The following is a 19,996-nucleotide window of genomic DNA, read 5'->3' as shown; positions in this document are numbered from 1 at the left end:
AATCGAGCTACAAAACGAAAAACCCGCGGAAGTGTCCTTCCGCGGGTTTCCTTTTCATTTCTTTCAGCTTGCCTCAGATCAGGCGGCTGCGCTTTCCGAACCTTCTACCTGGAACATCAGGCGGTCTGACCCAGCCGTGACATCCACCGTCTGGCCGTCAAGGATTTCACCGGCAAGCAGCTTTTCGGCGAGAGGATCCTGAACGTCCTTCTGGATCACCCGTTTCAGCGGCCTCGCTCCATAGGCTGGGTCGTAGCCCTTCTGAGCCAGCCAACCGAGAGCGCCGTCGTCCAGTTTCAGCGTGATCTTGCGATCGCTGAGGAGAGCCCGCAGGCGCTCCAGCTGGATCTTGACGATATCGGCCATCTGCGCCCGCTGCAGGCGATGGAACAGCACGATCTCATCAAGACGGTTCAGGAACTCCGGACGGAAATGACCCCGCACGGCGCTCATCACCTCGTCGCGAACCGCATCCGTATCCTGACCTTCCGGCTGGTTGACCAGATACTCGGCCCCCAGGTTCGAGGTCATGATGATCAGCGTGTTGCGGAAGTCGACCGTCCGGCCCTGACCATCGGTCAGCCGACCGTCGTCCAGAACCTGCAACAGCACGTTGAACACGTCGCTATGCGCCTTTTCGATTTCGTCGAAAAGCACGACCTGATACGGGCGCCGCCGAACGGCTTCCGTCAACGCACCACCTTCCTCGTATCCGACATAGCCGGGAGGCGCGCCGATCAGACGGGAAACGGAGTGCTTCTCCATGTATTCCGACATGTCGATCCGCACCATTGCGCTGTCGTCATCGAAGAGGAACGACGCGAGTGCCTTGGTCAGCTCGGTCTTGCCGACACCGGTCGGTCCGAGGAACATGAACGAGCCAATCGGCCTGTTCGGATCCTGAAGGCCGGCACGCGCCCGGCGCACCGCAGTGGAAACCGCATGAATAGCTTCTGCCTGGCCAATGACCCGGTTCGCCAGCATGTCTTCCATCTGAAGCAGCTTTTCGCGCTCGCCTTCCAGCATCTTGTCGACCGGAATTCCGGTCCACTTCGAAACGACCTGGGCAATGTGAGCCGGCGTCACGGCCTCATCGACCATGGCATCGGCATCCTCTGAAGCTTCTGCTTCGGCGAGTTTGCGCTCCAGCTCCGGAACCACGCCGTAGGCAAGCTCACCAGCCTTGGCCAGATCACCGCGACGCTGCGCGATTTCCAGGTCGATGCGGGCCTGTTCCAGCTGTTCCTTGATCTTCTGTTCAAGGTTCAGCTTTTCCTTCTCGCCCTGCCAGCGGTTGCTGAGTGCCTGCGACTTTTCTTCCAGATCCGTCAGCTCCTTCTCGAGCCTGGACAGACGATCCTTTGAAGCTTCGTCACTTTCTGCCTTCAGCGCCTCGCGTTCGATCTTGAGCTGGATGATCCGGCGATCCAGTTCATCCAGTTCCTCCGGCTTGCTGTCGACCTGCATCCGCAGCCGGCTGGCGGCTTCGTCCACAAGATCGATCGCCTTGTCCGGCAGGAACCGGTCGGTGATGTAGCGGTTGGAAAGAGACGCTGCCGAGACGATAGCACTGTCGGTGATACGGACCCCGTGATGGAGTTCGTACTTCTCCTTGATCCCGCGAAGGATCGAAACCGTGTCCTCGACCGTCGGCTCGCTCACGAACACAGGCTGGAACCGGCGTGCCAGAGCGGCATCCTTTTCAACGTGCTTGCGGTATTCGTCCAGCGTTGTCGCACCGACACAGTGCAGCTCACCGCGCGCCAGAGCAGGCTTCAAGAGGTTGGAGGCATCCATGGCCCCATCCGCCTTGCCGGCGCCAACCAGCGTGTGCATCTCATCGATGAACAGGATTACCTTGCCCGCGGCCGCCTGGACTTCGGACAGAACACCCTTCAGGCGTTCCTCGAACTCACCCCGGTATTTCGCGCCAGCAATCAGCGAGCCCATGTCGAGCGCAAGAAGCTGCTTGTCCTTGAGCGATTCCGGCACATCGCCATTGACGATGCGCAGCGCAAGGCCCTCGGCAATCGCAGTTTTGCCGACCCCTGGCTCACCAATCAAAACCGGATTGTTCTTGGTACGGCGCGACAGGACCTGGATGGTCCGGCGGATTTCCTCGTCACGGCCGATCACCGGGTCGAGTTTGCCTTCCCGGGCAACCTGGGTCAGATCCCGAGCGAATTTCTTCAGCGCGTCATACTGGTTTTCGGCAGTCGCGGTATCGGCCGTCCGGCCCTGGCGAAGCTGGTTGATTGCCTCGTTCAGTCCGTTTGGCGTAATGCCGTGCCGCTTCATCAGCTTGCCGGTTTCGCTGTCGCTGTCCATGGCAAGGGCGAGCAGAAGCCGCTCCACGGTGACGAAACTGTCTCCGGCCTTGTCGGCGATCTTCTCGGCCTGCTCGAACAGGCGTGCGGTTGCCTGGCCCATGTAAAGCTGTCCGGACCCACCGGAAACTTTCGGCATCTTGTCCAGAAGGCCCTCAAGATCGCCCTTCAATGCCTTGGCGTTGCCGCCGGCACGGTCGATCAGGCCACTGGCCATGCCTTCGGGATCATCCAGAAGAACCTTCAGGATGTGTTCAGGTGCGAATTGCTGATGGCCCCGCCCCAATGCAAAGGTCTGAGCGGACTGAACAAAACCGCGCGCACGCTCAGTGTATTTTTCAAAGTTCATAAGTTACCTCCTACCCGTCCGCACCACCCGAAGCGTGGGGAACGATCTGGAATACGGACCCCTGATACGAGCATCCGCACAGCCTTTTGCAGTGCTGCTCCTCTAATATAGTGTTGCATATTCACCACAAAAGCCCCTGCGGCATCTTATTCTGTGCCGTCCGGAACGGATGTCTGCAAGCCAAACAAAAAACGGCGCCCATCATGGACGCCGTTTTATCTGTTTCAGCTTTATCGAGGCTGACTATCTACCGGATCATTCTCCGGCAGGAGCCTCGGCCGGAGCCTCTTCAGCCGCCTTGGCACGGCGCGGGCGCGCAACCCGGCGGCGTGGTTTCGGCTGATCCTCTTCGTCGGAACCGCCAGAAGCTTCAGCACCGTCCGCGGCTTCCGCCGTGGCCTGGCCTGCGTCAGCCTGATCACCGGAGGCCCGGCGCGGCGTGCGCGCACGAGGTGTCCGGGGGCGGCGGCGCGGCTTTTCGTCCGCTTCGTCGTCGCCGGCTTCGGCTTTCTCTGCCTTCTGGGAAGCGCCGTTGACCTTACCTTCCTGATCGATGACAGGCATGTCGTCGATGAAAGGCTGCGGGCTGTCGGCATCCATCAGGTCGTTGTCCGAGGAGGACACGTCCTGGGAAGACCGTTCTGCGCCATTGGAGTGGCCTGAGCCATTCGTTGCCGCGGCTTCGAAACCGTCTTCGGCTTCGTTGCGGGAAGAGGCATGCGCCATCGGCTGCTGTTGCGGCTGCGCGGCAGCCACAATGCGCAGATAGTGCTCCGCATGCTGGTTATAGTTCTCGGACATCACCCGGTCGCCGGATGCCTGGGCATCCCGTGCAAGCTGCTGGTACTTCTCTGCAACGTGCATCGCAGTACCGCGGATTTTCACATCAGGACCGTTTGATTCGTAAGTCCGGGTTAACGGATTTGGGCCCTTGCGGCCCCGTCCGCGCATACGCTTATTGCTTTGATTACCTGGTCTCATCCTGCCGTTTTCTCTTAAGGAACGGCGGTCAGCTTGACGCTGACCCAACATCGGAATTGCCTAAAACCGACACGAAATACCTGCCGAAACCAACAATGCTGGTTAGCGGCTGTCATTGAAAACATACGCAGCGCGCTAAAGGCCGATGGCCAACGCGATTGTCTTTTTCTTCGACAGTCCGAAACACCGGATAGTCCGATTTGCAACGGTTTCCAAAACGCTGAAGTTGCGCCGGTTCCCAGCTGCCGGATGCGCATGCCCCGCTAAACGCTGATAACATTTCCGGTCTCGGCAAGAGGAACGTACCCGTTTCCGTTGCGATTTCCAAGTGCTTTTTCGCCTTTGGATCAAATCCGCAAAATTAGAGCCTGCGCCCCACCACAACACGGTCGTTTCCGGAAAGATCTTTAATGATTTCAATCTCTACAAAGCCATGATGACGCAGCTGTTTTTCCAGATCCTCTCCTTGATCGAAGCCGATTTCGAGAGCGATCCAACCGCCCGGGCGCAGCAGCTTCACAGCATCCGCGACGATACGAACATAGGCTGTCAGGCCGTCCTCACCGCCATCAAGAGCAAGCTTCGGGTCATGCTGAATCACTTCGCGCGACAGTTCGGCGAGGACAGCGCTGCGGATATAGGGCGGGTTGCTGACAACCCAGTCGAAGCCGCTTTCCGCTCGCAGCGCGGAGGTATAGTCCGCCCGCACGGGAAGAAACCGGTCTCCCACGCCGTGCAGAGAGGCGTTGCCTGCAGCACATTCAAGCGCCTGTTCCGACAGGTCCACCGCGATCATCCGGCTTCGGGGCAACTCGGCCAGCAACGTGACGGCGATCGCTCCCGTACCCGTGCCGATATCGCAGATAAACGGTGCTTCTTCAGGAGCACATCTTTCAAGCACGGCATCGATCAGGGTTTCAGTGTCCGGCCGGGGCTCCAGCGTTGCCTCGTTCAAATGAAATCGCCGGCCGTAGAAATCCCGTTCTCCGAGTATCCGGCCGACGGGCATGCCATGAAGGCGTTTCCGCGCATGGGCCTCTGCAAGTTCGGCCGCAACAGGTGCAGCCTCTTCCTGTTCTCGAAAGACAAGTTCCGACAGGGGCAGCTCGAGCGCCGCGCTGACCAGAAGCCTTGCATCCAGTTCCGGTGTCGGCAAACCGGCCACCCGAAACCGGTCGCGCACGGACCGGTAAAGCTGGCCGATGGTCACCTCAGGCCTCTTCGGTTGCCAGAAGATTGGCCTGGTGGTCCAGGATCAACGGCTCGATGACTTCGCCAAGCGCTTCCCCCGAAAGGATCTGCTCCAGCTTGTAGAGCGTCAAACCGATACGATGATCCGTCACGCGGCCCTGCGGGTAGTTGTAGGTGCGGATACGCTCGGACCGATCGCCGGACCCGACCTGCAACCGCCGGGCTTCGGTCCGCTCGCTCGCAGCCCGCTCGCGCTCCTCGTCATAGATGCGCGCCCGCAGAAGCTGCATGGCTCGCGCCTTGTTCTTGTGCTGCGAGCGTTCGTCCTGAACGGCAACGACGATACCCGTCGGTAAGTGCGTGATGCGCACTGCAGAATCGGTCGTGTTGACGTGCTGCCCACCTGCGCCGGAAGCGCGATAGGTGTCGATCCTCAAGTCGCTCTCCTGAACGTCGATATCGACGTCCTCCGCCTGAGGCAGTACGGCAACGGTTGCCGCCGACGTATGAATACGTCCGCCCGACTCGGTTGCGGGCACCCGTTGCACCCGGTGAACACCGGACTCGAATTTCATCTTGGCAAAAACGTTGTCGCCGGAAACGGACGCGATCACTTCCTTGTAGCCGCCGACTTCACCTTCGCTGGCAGACAGGATTTCCACCTTCCAGCCCTGAAGTTCGGCATAACGCTGGTACATGCGGAAGAGATCTCCGGCAAAGAGAGCCGCCTCGTCGCCGCCGGTCCCTGCCCGCACTTCCAGGATGGCATCGTTGGAGTCCGCCTCGTCCTTCGGCAACAGCCCGATGCGTACATCCTGGGCCAGTTCTTCGACGCGCTCTTCCAGCTCGTCGCGCTCCATTTCGGCAAGCTCGCGCATTTCCGCGTCGGAGGACGGATCCTGCACCAGTGACTTTGCACCGGCCAGATCCTGTTCCGCCTTGATCAACGCACGGATTTTGCCGACCAACGGCTCCAGTCCGGCATATTCCCGCGACAGCTTTACATAAGCGCCCGGATCCGGATTGGCGGACATCATGTGTTCGAGTTCAGCGAACCGGTCCAGCAGGGTATCAAGTTTGTGACGCGCCAGCATACGCGCTGATTCTCCAGAAATTATCGCTTTGACGGTGAGTTACGCCCGTTAGCGCTAAAGGGCAACATCGGTTTCGGCGGCAAAGCGCTTCAACACTTCCCGTATGTTGCTGTCATCGTGTCCCGGCTCCAGTCGCGGCAGCAACCTGGCGGACAGGCGACCGGCATCAAGGGTCCGAAGCATGGCTTTCACCGGCCCAAGAGACGCGGGCGACATGGAAAGGTCCCTGAAGCCCAGGCCTATCAACGCCATGCCTTCAAGTGGACGGCCTGCAAGCTCTCCGCAAAGGGTCACGGGCACATGAGCCTTATTTGCGGCATCCACGATGGATTTCAAGGCCCGGAGGAAGCCGACACCCAATGTGTCGAACCTGTCGGCAACACGCGTGTTGCCCCGGTCGACGGCGCAGAAGAACTGGAACAGATCGTTGGAACCGACAGACACGAAGTCGACATGGCTCATCAGCTCTTCCAGTTGGAACAGCAGCGAAGGCACTTCCACCATCACGCCCAGACGGATGTTTTCCGGCGTGGCGTGACCGTGGCGGCGCAGGTGTTTGACTTCCTTGTCCACCAGCGATTTGGCCTGCAGGAATTCATCGACCACGGCAACCATCGGGAACATCAGTTTCAGGTCCCGGCCGGCGGCCGCATGCAGCAAGGCCCGGATCTGAGTTCTGAGCAGGCCCGGCCGATCAAGGCCGAGGCGCAGTGCGCGCCAGCCCATCGCCGGGTTTTCCTCCTGGATCGAGCGCAGGTACGGCAGCACCTTGTCACCACCGATATCGAGCGACCGGAACGTAACCGGTCGGCCCGCCGCCGCATCGAGAACCTGGCTGTACTGGGACTGCTGCTCCCGCATGCGCGGGAACGAAGACGCCACCATGAACTGCAGTTCGGTGCGGAACAGGCCTACCCCGGCCGCGCCAGCCTCATCCAGGTGCGGCAGATCGACCAGAAGACCCGCATTCATCTGAAGTGAAATGTCGACACCGTCCCGCGTGACGGACGGCTTGTTGCGCAGGCGCCGGTACTGGGCCTGTCGCCGCGCACGGAAGCGGACCTTTTCCGCATAGGCATTTTCCAGATCGGCGGCCGGGCGCAAGTGCACTTCGCCGGTGTCGCCATCCACGATGATCGCGTCGCCGCCATCGGCCAGGCTGACGATATCATCCACAAGTCCGACCGTCGGGATGCCGAGTGCCCTGGCAACGATGGTCACGTGGCTTGTCGGGCCGCCTTCTTCCAGCACCAGGCCGCGAATGCGGTCGCGGCCGTAGTCCAGCAGTTCTGCCGCTCCCATGTTGCGGCCGACAACGATCGCATCCTGGGGCAGTTCATCCAGGCCCGGGCCGTGTTCGCGGCCCATGAGTTCGCGGATAAGCCTGTGGGCAAGGTCGTCGAGGTCGTGCAGGCGCTCACGCAGATACGGATCGGTCTGGCGAAGCATCCGGGCGCGCGTGTCGCTCTGGACCTTTTCGACGGCAGCCTCGGCGGTCAGGCCGTTGCGGATCGCTTCCTCGATCTTCCGGATCCAGCCGCGGTCGTAAGCGAACATGCGGTAGGCTTCCAGCACCTCGCGGTGCTCGCCGATGGCCGCTATTTCTCCGCTGGCCAGCAGATCGTCGATCGAAAGCCGCAGCCGGTTGATGGCAGCTTCCAGGCGCCCCTTTTCCCGGTCCGTATCTTCCGCGATCAGGTTCGTGACGACGACACGCGGCTCATGCAGAACCACATGACCGAGGCCGACACCTTCGGCAAGACCAACACCGTTGGAGGTGATCGGCCGGGAAAGATCCAGACCGGTGGCCTTCTGGGAAATGGCTTCCAGTTCTCCGGCGGCGACCATTTCGGCGATCACCATGGCCGTCGTCTGCAGCGCTTCGACTTCGTCTTCCAGATAGGTCCGGTGAGACTTGTTCTGGACGACAAGAACGCCAAGCGTGCGGCCGGCTCTCAGGATCGGCACACCGAGGAAGGAATTATAGGCCTCTTCACCCGTTTCCGGCAGATAGGCAAAGCCCGGGTGGGCACTGGCGTTGGGCAGGTTCAGCGGCCGGGCTTCGGCCGCGATCAGGCCGACAAGACCCTGGCCGACGCGCAGCGACGCATTGTGAACCGCTTCGCTCTTCAGACCTTCGGTCGCATAGAGTTCGAGAACACCATCGGCGCGCAGGATATAAACGGAACAGACTTCCGCGACGACGTTCGAGGCGATCAACACCACGATCTTGTCGAGTCGCTCCTGCGCCGTGATCGGCTCCGCCATGACTTCGCGAAGCCGGCGGAGCAGAAGGCGCGGTCCGGCTAGGTTGCTGCGCATAGCGCCCCCGTTGATCCCGCTTCAAACAGGCCCCTTTTCTACAAGGGCCTGCCTCCCGGATGAACTATCCGTCCAACCCGTATAGCGAATGCAGAGTCCGCACCGCAAGTTCTGCATATGCTGAATCAATAAGCACAGAGATCTTGATCTCGGATGTGGTGATGGCCCGGATGTTGATACCCTTGGACGCGAGGCCGCGGAAACACTGGGCCGCGATGCCTGCATGCGAGCGCATGCCGATGCCAATGACGGAGACTTTCACCACGTCACGGGCACCTTCAAGGTTCTGGAAACCGATGACGCCGCGATTGTCTTCCAGCACCTTGTTGGCGCGTTCGAAGTCGCCTTCGGGAACCGTGAAGGTGATGTCGGTGGTCTTGCCATCCGGCGAGATGTTCTGGACGATCATGTCGACGTTGATGTTGGCATCCGCCAGCGGACCGAACACGGATTCGGCGACACCCGGCTTGTCGGCAACGTCACGAAGTGAGATCTGGGCTTCGTCCTTGGCATAGGCAATGCCGGTGACAACCTGCTGTTCCACGAGTTCATCCTCGTCGCAAATAAGAGTTCCAATCGGAAGGCCGTTCTCGCCGACCTGGGGCGCATCCGGATCGTCAAAGCTGGAGCGCACGAATGTTCTGACGCCATGGACCATGGCCATTTCCACGGAGCGCACCTGGAGTACCTTGGCGCCGAGCGAGGCCATTTCGAGCATTTCCTCGAAAGACACCCGGTCAAGACGCTGCGCCTTGGGCACGATGCGCGGATCGGTGGTGTAGACGCCGTCGACATCGGTATAGATATCACAGCGGTCGGCCTTGATGGCAGCGGCGATGGCAACGGCGCTGGTGTCGGACCCGCCGCGACCCAGGGTCGCGATCCGGTTGTCCGGCGCCACACCCTGGAAGCCCGCGAGCACGGCCACCTGGCCCTGCTCGAGACGCTCGCTCAGGAAGCTGCCCTCGATGTCGCGGATGCGGGCCGCACCGTGGTTCTCGTCGGTCTTGATCGGCACCTGCCAGCCTTGCCACGACCGGGCGTTGACGCCCATGTCCTGCAGCACGATGGCCAGGAGACCGGACGTCACCTGCTCGCCGGAAGCAACCACGGCATCATATTCGCGGGCATCGTGGAGCGGTGATGCCTCACGGCAAAACTCCACCAGCTTGTTGGTCTGTCCGGCCATGGCCGAAACTACCACCGCGACCTGATGGCCGGCGTCCACTTCCCGTTTGACATGGCGGGCGACGTTACGGATGCGATCGAGATCGGCAACCGAAGTCCCGCCAAATTTTAAAACCAGTCGGGCCATACCACTCGTATTCTTTATAGTCGTGTCTGGAAGCGCTGTTGCGCCTCTGGGATCGGCGCACATGCATACAGGCTGCGTTCCTTTGCTGCAACTGGGTGTCTTGACAAATAGTCTCAGACCTTGGAACGACTTCGAACCGTTGAATGACCAGGCGAAGCGCCAAACCGCTTCACGCTCTTGAAAGGACCGTCCGATGACTGGCAGGGCTCAGGAAACCAGAAGCACGATCGACAGCGAGGAAGTCGCGCGCTTTTCCGCCATGGCAGAAGAGTGGTGGGACCCTACGGGCAAGTTCAAGCCCTTGCACAAGTTCAGCCCGGTGCGGCTGAGTTACATCAAGGAACATGTCTGCCGGCATTTCGACCGCGACCCAAAGACCACGGACGCGTTCAAGGGGCTGCGCTGCCTCGATATCGGCTGTGGCGGCGGCCTGTTGAGCGAACCGATGGCACGTCTCGGTGCCGATATGGTCGGCGCGGACCCGTCCGAAACCAACATCGAGATCGCCCGCCTTCACATGAAGACCTCCGGCCTCGAAATCGACTACAGGGCAGAAACAGCGGAAGCATTGGCAGCGGCGGGGGAGACCTTCGACGTTGTGTTCAACATGGAAGTGGTCGAGCACGTCGCCGACGTACCTCTGTTCCTGGAGGCCACCGCGCAAATGGTCCGTCCGGGTGGGCTGATGTTCGTCGCGACCATCAATCGCACGCTGAAAGCCTATGCACTTGCCATCGTCGGCGCCGAATACGTCCTGCGCTGGTTGCCGAAGGGCACACATTCCTACGAAAAGCTGGTCCGCCCTTCCGAAATCGAAGGCCCGCTTCAGACCGCCGGGCTCACCATGATCGACCGTTGCGGCGTCACCTACAATCCGCTGACAGACACCTGGGCCAGATCGCGCGACATGGACGTGAACTACATGCTGCTGGCGAAACGGGCGAAAGACAGCTGATGAGCGATCCGATCCTGTTCGTACCGGGCCTTCTGTGCACTGAAGCGCTCTACGCCCCGCAGATAGTTGCCTTTGCCGACCGACCGATCATGGTGGCAAACCACCGCGAACACGACAGCATCAAGGCGATCGCCGCCAGCATCCTGGAAAAAGCACCGGAGCGGTTTTCCCTTATCGCTCTGTCCATGGGCGGCTATGTCGCCATGGAAATCATGCGCGAAGCGCCGGAGCGGGTCGGCAAGCTTGCCCTTCTGGACACCAACTCCCGGCCGGATACGCCCGACCAGTCGGAGCGCCGGCAGTTCCTCATCGACCTGACCCGCAAGAAGGGCTTTTCCAAGGTTCCCCACCTCCTTTACCCCGGGTTCGTTCATGAAAAGCGCGAGGAAGACGAAGAGCTGAAGGCAATCGTCGTCGAGATGGCGCAGGAAACCGGGCCCGAGGCCTTTATCCGCCAGCAGACCGCGCTTATCAACCGCATCGATTCCCGCCCCCGTCTCGGCGAAATCGCATGCCCCACGCTTGTGCTGGTCGGTGATGGCGACCGGCTCACACCGGTTGAAATCTCGCAGGAAATCCACGACCACATTCCCCAAAGCGAATTGGCGGTGATCCAAGGCAGCGGCCACCTGTCGCCTCTCGAAGCACCTGAAAAGGTAACGGCGACACTGCGCGATTTTCTCAATCGCCCTTAACCCCGCAAATCGGCTGCACAAACCTGCGGCACAAATGCCTTTTACGTAAGAATCGGTATCCGATTTGATCCGTGTCAAAGCTTGGCCTTGATGCAAAGGTACAGTTACGTCACCTTTGGAGCGGGGCCCTGCGCTGGCAATGACAGAATGCGCAGGTCCGGGGACGGCAAGCCGGCGAAGAACGCCATGGCCAGCCGCAGGACGTCACACGAACAACCGGAGGATCTTTCATGCCGACGAAAAGCAATACAGGTGCCTTCGACTTCAGCGCCATGATGGCCGAATGGCCCAAGCTGCCGGAATGGCCGGCACCAACCGAATGGCCAATGCCTGCCTTTTCCAACTGGGCGTTTGCCGAGCGCGAAGACCGCATTGAAGCCAAGGCCATCGCAAGTTTCCAGAAAGTGGGCAAGACCATGTGGTCCCATGCCGAAAAGGCGTTTGATGACCACATGAATTTCGTCAGCCACCGGCTGCACCAGGACATGGAATGCGCCAAGTCCCTCAGCCAGTGCGCCGCGCCGGAAGAAACCATGGCAACCCTGCAGGATTTCTATTCCAGAATGGCGAGCGAGTATCAGGACCATTTCGAAAAGCAGGCTGCCCTCTTCCGCGACAGCTTTTCAGAAAGCGCTGCCGTGGTTGAAGAGCTCAATGAAACGGCGATGGAAAGCGTCAACGAGATGAGCAAGGCTGCAGAAGAAAGCCTGGAAGAAACCAAGGCTGCGCTGAAACCGGCGCAGGCGCGGCGCAAGCCGGCTTCAGCGAAACCCTGACATCCTCGCCTGACCGGCCCTACACCGTTTAACCTGCTTCATCCGCCCGGGCTGAAGCAGGTTTTCGTTTTGGTTGTCACGGAAAATTCCAGTCGCCTGGCTCCACCGGCACCCGGTGAAGCCGCGGCGAAACTGCACAATTCGGAAGCCAGGAAGACGCCTGCGTCCCAAACCGATCAGCAAAGCGCGCTCTGAAGGGCCCGCTTACGCCCGTTTGAGCAGCGTCCGGGCCGTTTCCACGGCAATCTGCAAACGCTTGGGGTTGGACGGCTTCGGAATGACTTCAGCCCCTCCGTAGCGATTCTTCAGGTCCACCTTGTCCGTATTACCGGTATGAAAGATGATCGGCACTTGCTGAGCATGCAGCGTGTCGGCCAGCGGATAGACAACGCCATCGGCCAGATCGACATCCAGAAGTGCCAACTCTGGCGGCTCGGAAGACACGCAGGAACGTGCCTCGGCAACGGTCGCGAATGGCCCGACAACCTGCAAGCCCATGCCAGACAGGATATCTTCCAGCATCCAGGCGATCAGCGGCTCATCTTCCGCCACCATTACACGTATCGTATCGGGCATGTTCATCTCAGTCATCGACATCGGGAACCTCGGCACAGCATCATGATTATAAATGTTTGTTTCAATATTCAACACCGACAACCCGAAAAAGTTCCCAAGTCGATGTAAATTTTAAATATCCAAAATAATTAACAATGATTAACACTACGTAAGAAATTTCTTGGAACAATCCCACTACATAAACGCAATATATCTTCTTTTACGTTATCTTCATCTGAGACTACCGAAAGAGAAACGCCTCTTTCCCGGCAACCTAAACTTCCAGTGAAACGGCTGAGAAATCGCAATAGCAGGGAAATTGCAGAGGCCGGCAACCCGGGCGCGAAGCTCCCGCCCCTTTCCTGGGTACGCTCCGAACTTCACGCTGAAGGCCGCCTGAACTCAGTTCTTGTCGTCAGGCAGTTCAGGAAGTGCGAACACCTGAATGCCCTCGTCAAGCAATGCCTCGACATCCTTGGGCGTTGTCTCGCCATAGATGCTGCGTTCTTCAGCTTCGCCATAGTGGATCTTGCGGGCTTCCGCCGCAAAATTCTGACCGACGTTTTCCGAACTTTCGACGATACGCGCACGCACCAGTCGAAGAGCTTCGAGGATTTCCTTCTGCTGCACATCCTGCGGCAACAGGGCGGACGGCCGCATTTCGGTCGAGGCAGCTGCCGTCGGCGCATCGGCCTTGTTGGCAGCGGCTGCGGCCACCGACTGCATTTCCGCCTGCGCGGCACCGACAAGCGCCTCCCGCTTGCGTGCGGTTGAAACTGCAGGCGCCATCAAACCTTTCTGAACGCTGGTTGCTCCGCAGATCGGGCAGACAACCAGTTTTCGCGCACACTGCGCGTCGAAATCATCGGAATTGCGGAACCAGCCTTCGAAGGAATGTGCACTGTCGCAAACGAGCGTGTATTTGATCACGCCGAAATCTCCTTCAGACCATCCGCGTGACAGCAGACGAAATCCCGCTCGTTGGCGATCGCAGGGATGCGCGCCCGCGCATCGGCAACCTTCTGGGTGTCGATCTCGGCGAGAGCGTAGCCGGGATCATCATTGTCTATCTCGGCGATCACGGCACCCCAGGGGTCGATAATCAGGCTGTGACCATAGGTTTCACGCCCGTCTTCATGCGTGCCGCCCTGTGCAGCCGAAATCACGTAGGCACCGTTTTCAATGGCACGGGAGCGCTGTAGTACGTGCCAATGCGCCTGCCCGGTCTGGCGGGTAAAGGCTGCCGGCCCCGTCAGAACCTGTGCACCCTGACGAGCCTGGGTCCGGAAAATCGCCGGAAATCTTATATCGTAACAGACAGCCATGCCGACCTTGGCAAAGGGCAGATCCGCGATGACCGTCTGTGTTCCAGGTTCATAGGTTGCGGACTCGCGCCAGCTTTCGCCATTTGGCAGGTCCACGTCGAACATGTGGATCTTGTCGTAGGTCGCAAGGATCTTGCCGTCAGGCCCGATCAGAAAGGCACGGTTGGCGACCTTGCCGTTGCCGGCAAGCACGGCCAGAGACCCCAGATGCAGATAGATGCCCAGCTCGGCTGCAAGCGCACGCGCTCTTTTCAGGAACAGGTCGTCTTCGGCATCGGAAATCCGCTCCAGCAGTTCTTCGCGGCTGCGTACCAGAACATTGGACATTTCAGGCGTTTGAACGAATTGCGCGCCATCCTTTGCCGCTGCCCGGATCAGGCTTTCCGCAGCATCGGCGTTGTCCGAAATCGTCTTGCCGCTGCGCAGCTGAATGCATGCTGCCGTGAATGAGGTCATCCGACCGCTGTCTCCGTCCTGGTAGGTAAGGTTGTTCGTTCAGTAAATCAGGACGCGAGCAGTGCGTCCAGTTTACCCGCACGTTCCAGATCGTGAAGATCGTCGCAGCCGCCCACATGGGTTTTGCCGACGAAGACCTGCGGGAAGGTTGAATGACCATTGGCCTTCTGCACCATTTCCTTGCGCAGGCCTGGATCGAACGTGGCATCGTGTTCCGTGTAGGCGACGCCTTTCTTGTCCAGCAGCCGCTTGGCCGCCGTGCAGAAGCCGCAGAGCTGGCGCGTATAGATCACCACTTCAGCCATCAGGTTTTTTCCTTGCTTTTTGGCAGCTGCACGCTTTTTCCCGCACCGCCGCACACCAAATCCGGGCGTTATATGCGAGCGCGCGGCGAAAACTCAAGAGGAAGCCTGTCGGGATCAGGTCGTGTTGCCCGAGCGCAAAGCAGGGTCGACTTGCGCGAATGTGAGCACGTCGACGGAAGCTGCCCCTGAAGAAAGCAGGCATTTACAGCAGGCCGACACCGTTGAGCCGGTCGTCAGCACATCATCGATCAACACAACGTGACGCCCCTGAACCAGATCGGCCCGGCCACCATCGACCTTGAAAGCCGAGCGGACATTCTTGTGGCGGTCCTTGGCTGACAGGCCAACTTGCCGGCGTGTACGCTTTTGCCGCCTGAGGACCTGCGGTTCGAACTGACCACCGCATTCGCGGGCAACTTCCTTCGCCAGATCTGCCGCCTGGTTGAACCGGCGCTGCAGCAGTCGCATCCAGTGTAGCGGCACCGGCACCAGCAGGCTGTCGCTGCTCAGAAGTTCGCTGCCGGAACGCGCCATCCAGCGTGCCATCGGACGGGCAAGTTCCCGCCGCCCGGAAAACTTCAGTGCATGCACCATCTGCCGGGCAGGACCATCATAAAAGGCCACCGCCCGCAACCTGTCGAAGACAGGCGGTGAGGCGATCGCCTGCGGGCTCCAGGCACCGTCGCCGACATCATAGGAGAAAGGAATACCGAGCCGCTGACACCAGGGCCGCTCCAGGAACGGCATCCGGGACCAGCATTCCGCGCACAATCCCGTCTGCTCGGACACCCGCGCATCGCAGCTTAAGCAGCGCTGCGGCAGCACGAAATCGAGCGCAAATCGCGCCGCGACTTCCGGCAGGCCGGCAATGTTCATCGCAAGGCTTCGCAAAACCGCTCCCCAATGGCACCCGACAGGAATAATCCTTCAAACTGAGGAATACCTTGGCACTGAAAACACAAATCTGGCCAGCCCAAACAAGCAGGAACCGGCCTGAACTTTCAGGAAGCCTGCTCCGCAAGCCGCCTGGCGCGACCCTTGCGCCTTTGACCTTGGCGGGCGGATACCATATGTGACCGCGATAAGTTCGACGAAAACCGGGATTGCCGTGACCGCACAACCAGATCTCTTCGACCGCTCCTTCTTCCGCACCTGCCGCCTGCGGGCGCTGATGGCTGCCAAACCGGGCGCGGACTTTCTGCTGAAAGCCGTCAGCGAAGACCTGCAGGACCGCCTGCTGCTGGTCAATCGGCGGTTTCCGGTTGCTGTCGATCTCGGTGGGCACTGCGCTCACGTGAGCGAAGCAATCCGGCAGTCCGGCAAGGCTGACTTCGTGTTGCGCGCAGATCTGTTTGCTGCCGACCCGAGCCTTGCTGCACCCGACCTTGTCTTCGATGACGCCCTGATCCCCTTTGGCGACCAGTCGGTGGATCTGATCGTCTCCGCTCTCAACTTCCAATTCGTCAACGACCTGCCGGGAACACTGGTACAGCTCCGCCGTGCCTTGAAACCGGACGGCCTTTTTCTGGCAACCTTGCCCGGAGCCGGCACCTTGAGCGAACTGCGCGACAGCCTCACGCGGGCTGAGCTGGAAGTAAAAGGCGGTGCAGCTGCAAGGGTGTTGCCGTTTGCCGACACGCGCGACCTCGGCAGCCTGCTTCAAAGGGCAGGATTTGCGCTGCCGGTCACCGATTTGGACACTCTGACGGTGCGCTACGACACGATGTTCGCACTGTTGGCGGATCTCAGGGCCATGGGTGCAACATCCGTGTTGAAAGACCGCAGCAGAAAGCCGCTGTCTCGACAGGTACTGCTGCGTGCGGCCGAACTTTATGCGCAGAACCACGCCGATGCGGACGGCAGGATCCGGGCGACATTTTCACTGGTAACCCTGTCGGGCTGGGCGCCGCATGAAAGCCAGCAGAAACCATTGCGCCCCGGCTCGGCCAAGACACGGCTCGCAGACGCGCTTGGCGTTCAGGAACGGAAAATAGGCGACTAGAGGTAGCCGACGGCCCGGATCAGCTGGAACCGAGCGCTCCTTGAAGGGCAGTCGTTATCGCACCGAAAATATCGTTGCGCATGGCTGAACCTATTGCAGTCATAGAAACCAGAACGACAACGCCGATCAATCCGACAATCAGACCATATTCGATTACGGTCGCACCACGTTCATCGCGATCAAGTTTTCGGACTATACGAGCAACGGTCGCTATGCGGTTCGCGTCAGATTCAAATCTAAACTGCATGAGGCCCCCGGCGCCAAGAAAGCTGACTTAAACTGCATCCAGGAGATGGGGTATCAGAGGTTCATCAGCGGCAGGCATCGGATAATCCCTCAGCCTGACAGCCCGCACCCATTTCAACGCCTGGCCTTCCTTGCCGAGTGGAGTTCCATTCCACCTGCGGCAAATGAACAATGGCATAAGTAGGTGAAAATCTTCGTAAGAGTGGCTGGCAAAAGTAAGTGGCGCCAGACACGCTTCGTTAACTTCAATGCCGAGCTCTTCCTCCAGCTCGCGTATCAGCGACTCCTCGGGACGCTCACCTTGCTCGACCTTGCCGCCGGGGAATTCCCACAGTCCGGCCATGGATTTGCCTTCGGGCCGTTGCGCCAGAAGAATGCGGCCATCCGCATCCACAAGGGCGCAAGCGGCGACGAGCACGATCTTGGTCATTGGCAGATTGTCCAATCCTGAAACGCTGAATTAACGCGCGGTTAAGCACGTTTGCGGGCAGTACCGTCAGAACTGCTAGGGATACTCAGCTCCGGTAGTCGCCATTAATGGCGACATATTCCTTGGTGAGATCACAGGTCCAGACCGCCGCCTGGCCACTGCCAAGACCGAGATCGACCCGGATGACAATGTCTTCCTGCTCCATGACGGCAGAAGCCGCCGCTTCGCTGTAGTCTGGATCGCGCTCACCTTCCACGGCCACCCGCACATCGCCGAACCAGATGGCCAGCTTGTCGCGGTCGGCCGGCTCACCAGCCTTGCCGACGGCCATGACGACGCGGCCCCAGTTGGCGTCTTCGCCGGCGATTGCCGTCTTGACCAGCGGCGAATTGGCAATCGACAGCGCGATCCGCTTTGCGGACCCATCGCTTTCGGCACCTTCAACCCGCACTTCCACGAATTTGCGTGCGCCTTCACCGTCGCGGACGATCTGATGGGAAAGGTCCAGCATGACGTCGCCAAGAGCGGCCCTCAGCACATCGACGCGCGGATCATCGAGCGAGGCAACGCTCTCCACGCCCTTTTTGCCGGCTGCACCGGTTGCGAACAGAAGAACCGTATCGGAGGTGGACGTATCGCTGTCGACGGTCACCGCGTTAAAGCTGCCGTCGACTTCCCCGCTGAGCAGAGCCTGGAGAACAGACGGAGCGATCGGAGCGTCGGTATAGATGAACGACAGCATGGTGGCCATGTCCGGCGCAATCATCCCTGCGCCCTTGGCAATGCCGTTGATCGTCACGGTAACACCATCCAGTTCAACGCTTGCAGTGGAGACCTTCGGATAGGTGTCAGTGGTCATGATCGCCTTGGCGGCATCCAGCCAGCTCGCGCTGCCCTGGTTGGCCTTCAATTCTCCGATGACACCGGAAAACTTGTCCGCCGGAAGCGGTTCGCCGATCACGCCGGTTGATGCCAGGAAGATTTCACCTTCGCTGCAGCCAAGCTCCCTGGAGACGATTTCGGCAGACAGTTCAACAGCTGCCTTGCCCTTCTTGCCGGTAAAGGCATTGGCATTGCCGGAATTGACCAGGAGCGCGCGGGCCTTGCCGCCACCGACCCGAGCCTTGCACCAGTCAACCGGCGCGGAAGAACACTTGGAACGGGTGAAGACCCCTGCGACGGCCGTTCCCTCGGCAACCGTTGCCAGCAGGACGTCGGTCCGGCCCTTGTACTTGATCCCGGCAGAGGCGGTCGCGAACTGAACACCCTCGATCTCCGGCATCTCGGGATAGGACTTGGGTGCAAGGGGAGATACGGTGGTCGACATCAAGGCGGTCCCGGTCAGATGATACAAAGTTCCGGATCAACGGGCGCTCAATCGAGATCGTTTGACCGTCCGGACATTGATCCATTCAAATGCGTGCGAGCACCTTGTCAGCGCTCGCCTGAACACTGGATGCTCTTGCCGCAAGCATGGGACAAAGGCAAGCCTTTTCAAGCCTTTTCGGGCGTGGTGCACAAGGGCTGCAAAAAAGCCCGGCAGTCTGACTGCCGGGCTTTCTGGTTTCAGGCAGCGTTTGCCTTATTCGGTCTTGGCCGCACCGTCTTCGGCAGCAGCACCTTCTTCTTCGGACTTGGCCAGGGCTTCATCGAGGATTTCGACTGCAACCTGATCCTTCAGCTCGGCCATGCGGGCGTCATAGCGCTCGCGCATCAGCTGCTGGCGCAGACCATTTGCGACTTCCTCGAACGCCGGCTTTTCCTGACGACGCTTGTCTTCAAGCTTGATCACGTGCCAGCCGAACTGGGTTTCGACAGGCTCCTTGGTGTAGGTGCCCGGTTCCAGCGCAAAAGCCGCGGCCTCGAACGGCGGAACCATCTGACCCTTGACGAAGTACCCCAGGCTGCCCCCATTGGGACCGGACGGACCAGTAGATTTTTCGCGAGCCAGTTCAGCGAAGTCCGCGCCACCGTCCAGTTCGGCAATAAGGGCTTCAGCTTCAGCCTTTTCCTTCACCAGGATGTGACGGGCGTTGATTTCTTCCGGACCTTCGAAGTCGGCGAATTCCTTGTCGTATGCAGCTTGCACCTCTTCGTCGGTTACGGCACCGTCGATTTTCTGGGCAAGGTAAGCATTCCGCAAGGCACGTAGTTTCAGGAAGTCGAGCTGGCGCTCGAAGTCCGGATCCTTGTCCAGGCCATCTTCACGAGCGGCATGCGCCATCAGTTCCATGTCGACCATGACGTCCAGAAGAAGCTTGCGCCACTGTGCCGGCGGGAACCGCTGCAATTCCTTGCCCAGGTCCTGCGCAGCAAAGGCGAGATCGGCTTCGGTGATTTCCGTGTCGCCAACTTTCGCGACCACATCGTCCGGTTCTGCAGCGGACAGAACGGTGGATCCGAGCGACAGCGCCAGGAGAGAAACGGCAAGCGCCTGAGCCGGCCTGCGCATCGAAATTCGGAACATGAGTAGTCCTTTACGTATCGGAACAGTAATCTTTCTTTCCCCTGTCTTGCAGGGGCGTGGCTACATTGCGCATTCCTGCGGCGTTGACAAGCATTCAGCCCCCTCTTATCTGTCGGGCGTCCTGGCCGTAGCGCCGGGAAGGCATCTTTTCGGCCGCGAATGCCGGCCAGCGCTCTGCGCCAGGCGGCAACGTGGACAGCAATTG

19 protein-coding genes are annotated in these 19,996 nt (G+C 59.9%); 4 read left to right on the top strand and 15 right to left on the bottom strand.

All coding sequences use genetic code 11. The features are described 5' to 3' along the window. Nucleotides 1-78: 78 nt before the first annotated feature. From clpB to J7447_RS23370, 6 genes are all read right to left on the bottom strand, one after another. Nucleotides 79-2,676, bottom strand: a complete 2,598-nt coding sequence (gene clpB, locus J7447_RS23395) for an ATP-dependent chaperone ClpB (RefSeq protein WP_023002993.1) — start codon at nt 2,674-2,676, stop codon at nt 79-81. A 255-nt stretch (nt 2,677-2,931) separates the two neighbouring features. Further along, complete coding sequence (locus J7447_RS23390; RefSeq protein ID WP_139314266.1) at nt 2,932-3,627, bottom strand: DUF4167 domain-containing protein; 696 nt, start codon at nt 3,625-3,627, stop codon at nt 2,932-2,934. 391 nt (nt 3,628-4,018) lie between these two features. Then, nucleotides 4,019-4,867 (bottom strand): peptide chain release factor N(5)-glutamine methyltransferase, encoded by an 849-nt coding sequence (prmC, locus tag J7447_RS23385; protein ID WP_209171090.1) that lies wholly within the window; start codon nt 4,865-4,867, stop codon nt 4,019-4,021. Nucleotide 4,868: 1 nt separating this feature from the next. Continuing rightward, nucleotides 4,869-5,942, bottom strand: coding sequence for a peptide chain release factor 1 (prfA, locus tag J7447_RS23380; RefSeq protein WP_023002990.1), 1,074 nt, complete (start codon nt 5,940-5,942; stop codon nt 4,869-4,871). A 54-nt stretch (nt 5,943-5,996) separates the two neighbouring features. Beyond that, nucleotides 5,997-8,264, bottom strand: a complete 2,268-nt coding sequence (gene ptsP, locus J7447_RS23375; protein ID WP_023002989.1) for a phosphoenolpyruvate--protein phosphotransferase — start codon at nt 8,262-8,264, stop codon at nt 5,997-5,999. Between the two features lie 64 nt (nt 8,265-8,328). Beyond that, a complete protein-coding gene (locus J7447_RS23370) occupies nt 8,329-9,579 on the bottom strand; it encodes an aspartate kinase (protein ID WP_055659596.1) in 1,251 nt (416 codons plus the stop codon). A 193-nt stretch (nt 9,580-9,772) separates the two neighbouring features. On the opposite strand from J7447_RS23370, the gene ubiG reads away from it, so the two are divergent. The 3 genes from ubiG (at nt 9,773) to J7447_RS23355 (ending at nt 12,005) form a co-directional block, all read left to right on the top strand. Then, the gene (ubiG, locus tag J7447_RS23365) at nt 9,773-10,534 is read left to right on the top strand and encodes a bifunctional 2-polyprenyl-6-hydroxyphenol methylase/3-demethylubiquinol 3-O-methyltransferase UbiG (RefSeq protein WP_209171089.1); all 762 of its coding nucleotides are present in this window, start codon (nt 9,773-9,775) and stop codon (nt 10,532-10,534) included. Next, nucleotides 10,534-11,229, top strand: coding sequence for an alpha/beta hydrolase (locus J7447_RS23360; RefSeq protein WP_075284189.1), 696 nt, complete (start codon nt 10,534-10,536; stop codon nt 11,227-11,229). The genes ubiG and J7447_RS23360 overlap by 1 nt, the downstream gene beginning before the upstream one ends. Before the next feature lie 230 nt (nt 11,230-11,459). Beyond that, the gene (locus tag J7447_RS23355; RefSeq protein WP_023002985.1) at nt 11,460-12,005 is read left to right on the top strand and encodes a hypothetical protein; all 546 of its coding nucleotides are present in this window, start codon (nt 11,460-11,462) and stop codon (nt 12,003-12,005) included. Nucleotides 12,006-12,209: 204 nt separating this feature from the next. Here J7447_RS23355 and J7447_RS23350 read toward each other — a convergent pair whose 3' ends face one another. From J7447_RS23350 to J7447_RS23330, 5 genes are all read right to left on the bottom strand, one after another. Next, complete coding sequence (locus tag J7447_RS23350) at nt 12,210-12,581, bottom strand: response regulator (protein WP_075284198.1); 372 nt, start codon at nt 12,579-12,581, stop codon at nt 12,210-12,212. Between the two features lie 381 nt (nt 12,582-12,962). Continuing rightward, complete coding sequence (locus J7447_RS23345) at nt 12,963-13,490, bottom strand: DUF1178 family protein (RefSeq protein ID WP_023002983.1); 528 nt, start codon at nt 13,488-13,490, stop codon at nt 12,963-12,965. Continuing rightward, on the bottom strand, nt 13,487-14,341 hold the full coding sequence (locus J7447_RS23340) for a carbon-nitrogen hydrolase family protein (RefSeq protein WP_209171088.1): 855 nt from the start codon (nt 14,339-14,341) through the stop codon (nt 13,487-13,489). Before J7447_RS23340 ends, J7447_RS23345 begins: the two co-directional genes overlap by 4 nt. Nucleotides 14,342-14,388: 47 nt before the next feature. Further along, a complete protein-coding gene (gene grxC / locus J7447_RS23335; protein WP_006932400.1) occupies nt 14,389-14,646 on the bottom strand; it encodes a glutaredoxin 3 in 258 nt (85 codons plus the stop codon). 114 nt (nt 14,647-14,760) lie between these two features. After that, nucleotides 14,761-15,522: a ComF family protein gene (locus tag J7447_RS23330; protein WP_209171087.1), complete on the bottom strand. Its 762-nt coding sequence runs from the start codon at nt 15,520-15,522 to the stop codon at nt 14,761-14,763. A gap of 295 nt (nt 15,523-15,817) precedes the next feature. On the opposite strand from J7447_RS23330, the gene J7447_RS23325 reads away from it, so the two are divergent. Then, a complete protein-coding gene (locus J7447_RS23325) occupies nt 15,818-16,648 on the top strand; it encodes a methyltransferase domain-containing protein (protein ID WP_209171110.1) in 831 nt (276 codons plus the stop codon). A gap of 19 nt (nt 16,649-16,667) precedes the next feature. Here the strand turns inward: J7447_RS23325 and J7447_RS23320 are convergent, their stop codons facing one another. The 4 genes from J7447_RS23320 to J7447_RS23305 form a co-directional block, all read right to left on the bottom strand. Next, complete coding sequence (locus tag J7447_RS23320; RefSeq protein ID WP_152505400.1) at nt 16,668-16,895, bottom strand: Flp family type IVb pilin; 228 nt, start codon at nt 16,893-16,895, stop codon at nt 16,668-16,670. A gap of 27 nt (nt 16,896-16,922) precedes the next feature. Further along, entirely contained in the window at nt 16,923-17,324 is a 402-nt protein-coding gene (mutT, locus tag J7447_RS23315) for an 8-oxo-dGTP diphosphatase MutT (protein WP_152505399.1), read from the bottom strand. Between the two features lie 85 nt (nt 17,325-17,409). Beyond that, the gene (gene argJ, locus J7447_RS23310; protein ID WP_075284199.1) at nt 17,410-18,651 is read right to left on the bottom strand and encodes a bifunctional glutamate N-acetyltransferase/amino-acid acetyltransferase ArgJ; all 1,242 of its coding nucleotides are present in this window, start codon (nt 18,649-18,651) and stop codon (nt 17,410-17,412) included. Between the two features lie 255 nt (nt 18,652-18,906). Continuing rightward, on the bottom strand, nt 18,907-19,791 hold the full coding sequence (locus tag J7447_RS23305) for a peptidylprolyl isomerase (RefSeq protein WP_051990069.1): 885 nt from the start codon (nt 19,789-19,791) through the stop codon (nt 18,907-18,909). Nucleotides 19,792-19,996: the final 205 nt, after the last annotated feature.

It is taken from the genome of Labrenzia sp. R5_0 (assembly GCF_017743835.1).
Lineage (GTDB): Bacteria > Pseudomonadota > Alphaproteobacteria > Rhizobiales > Stappiaceae > Roseibium > Roseibium algicola.
The sequence above is the reverse complement of the archived record's forward strand: the minus strand, read 5'-3'. Positions and strand labels throughout refer to the sequence as shown.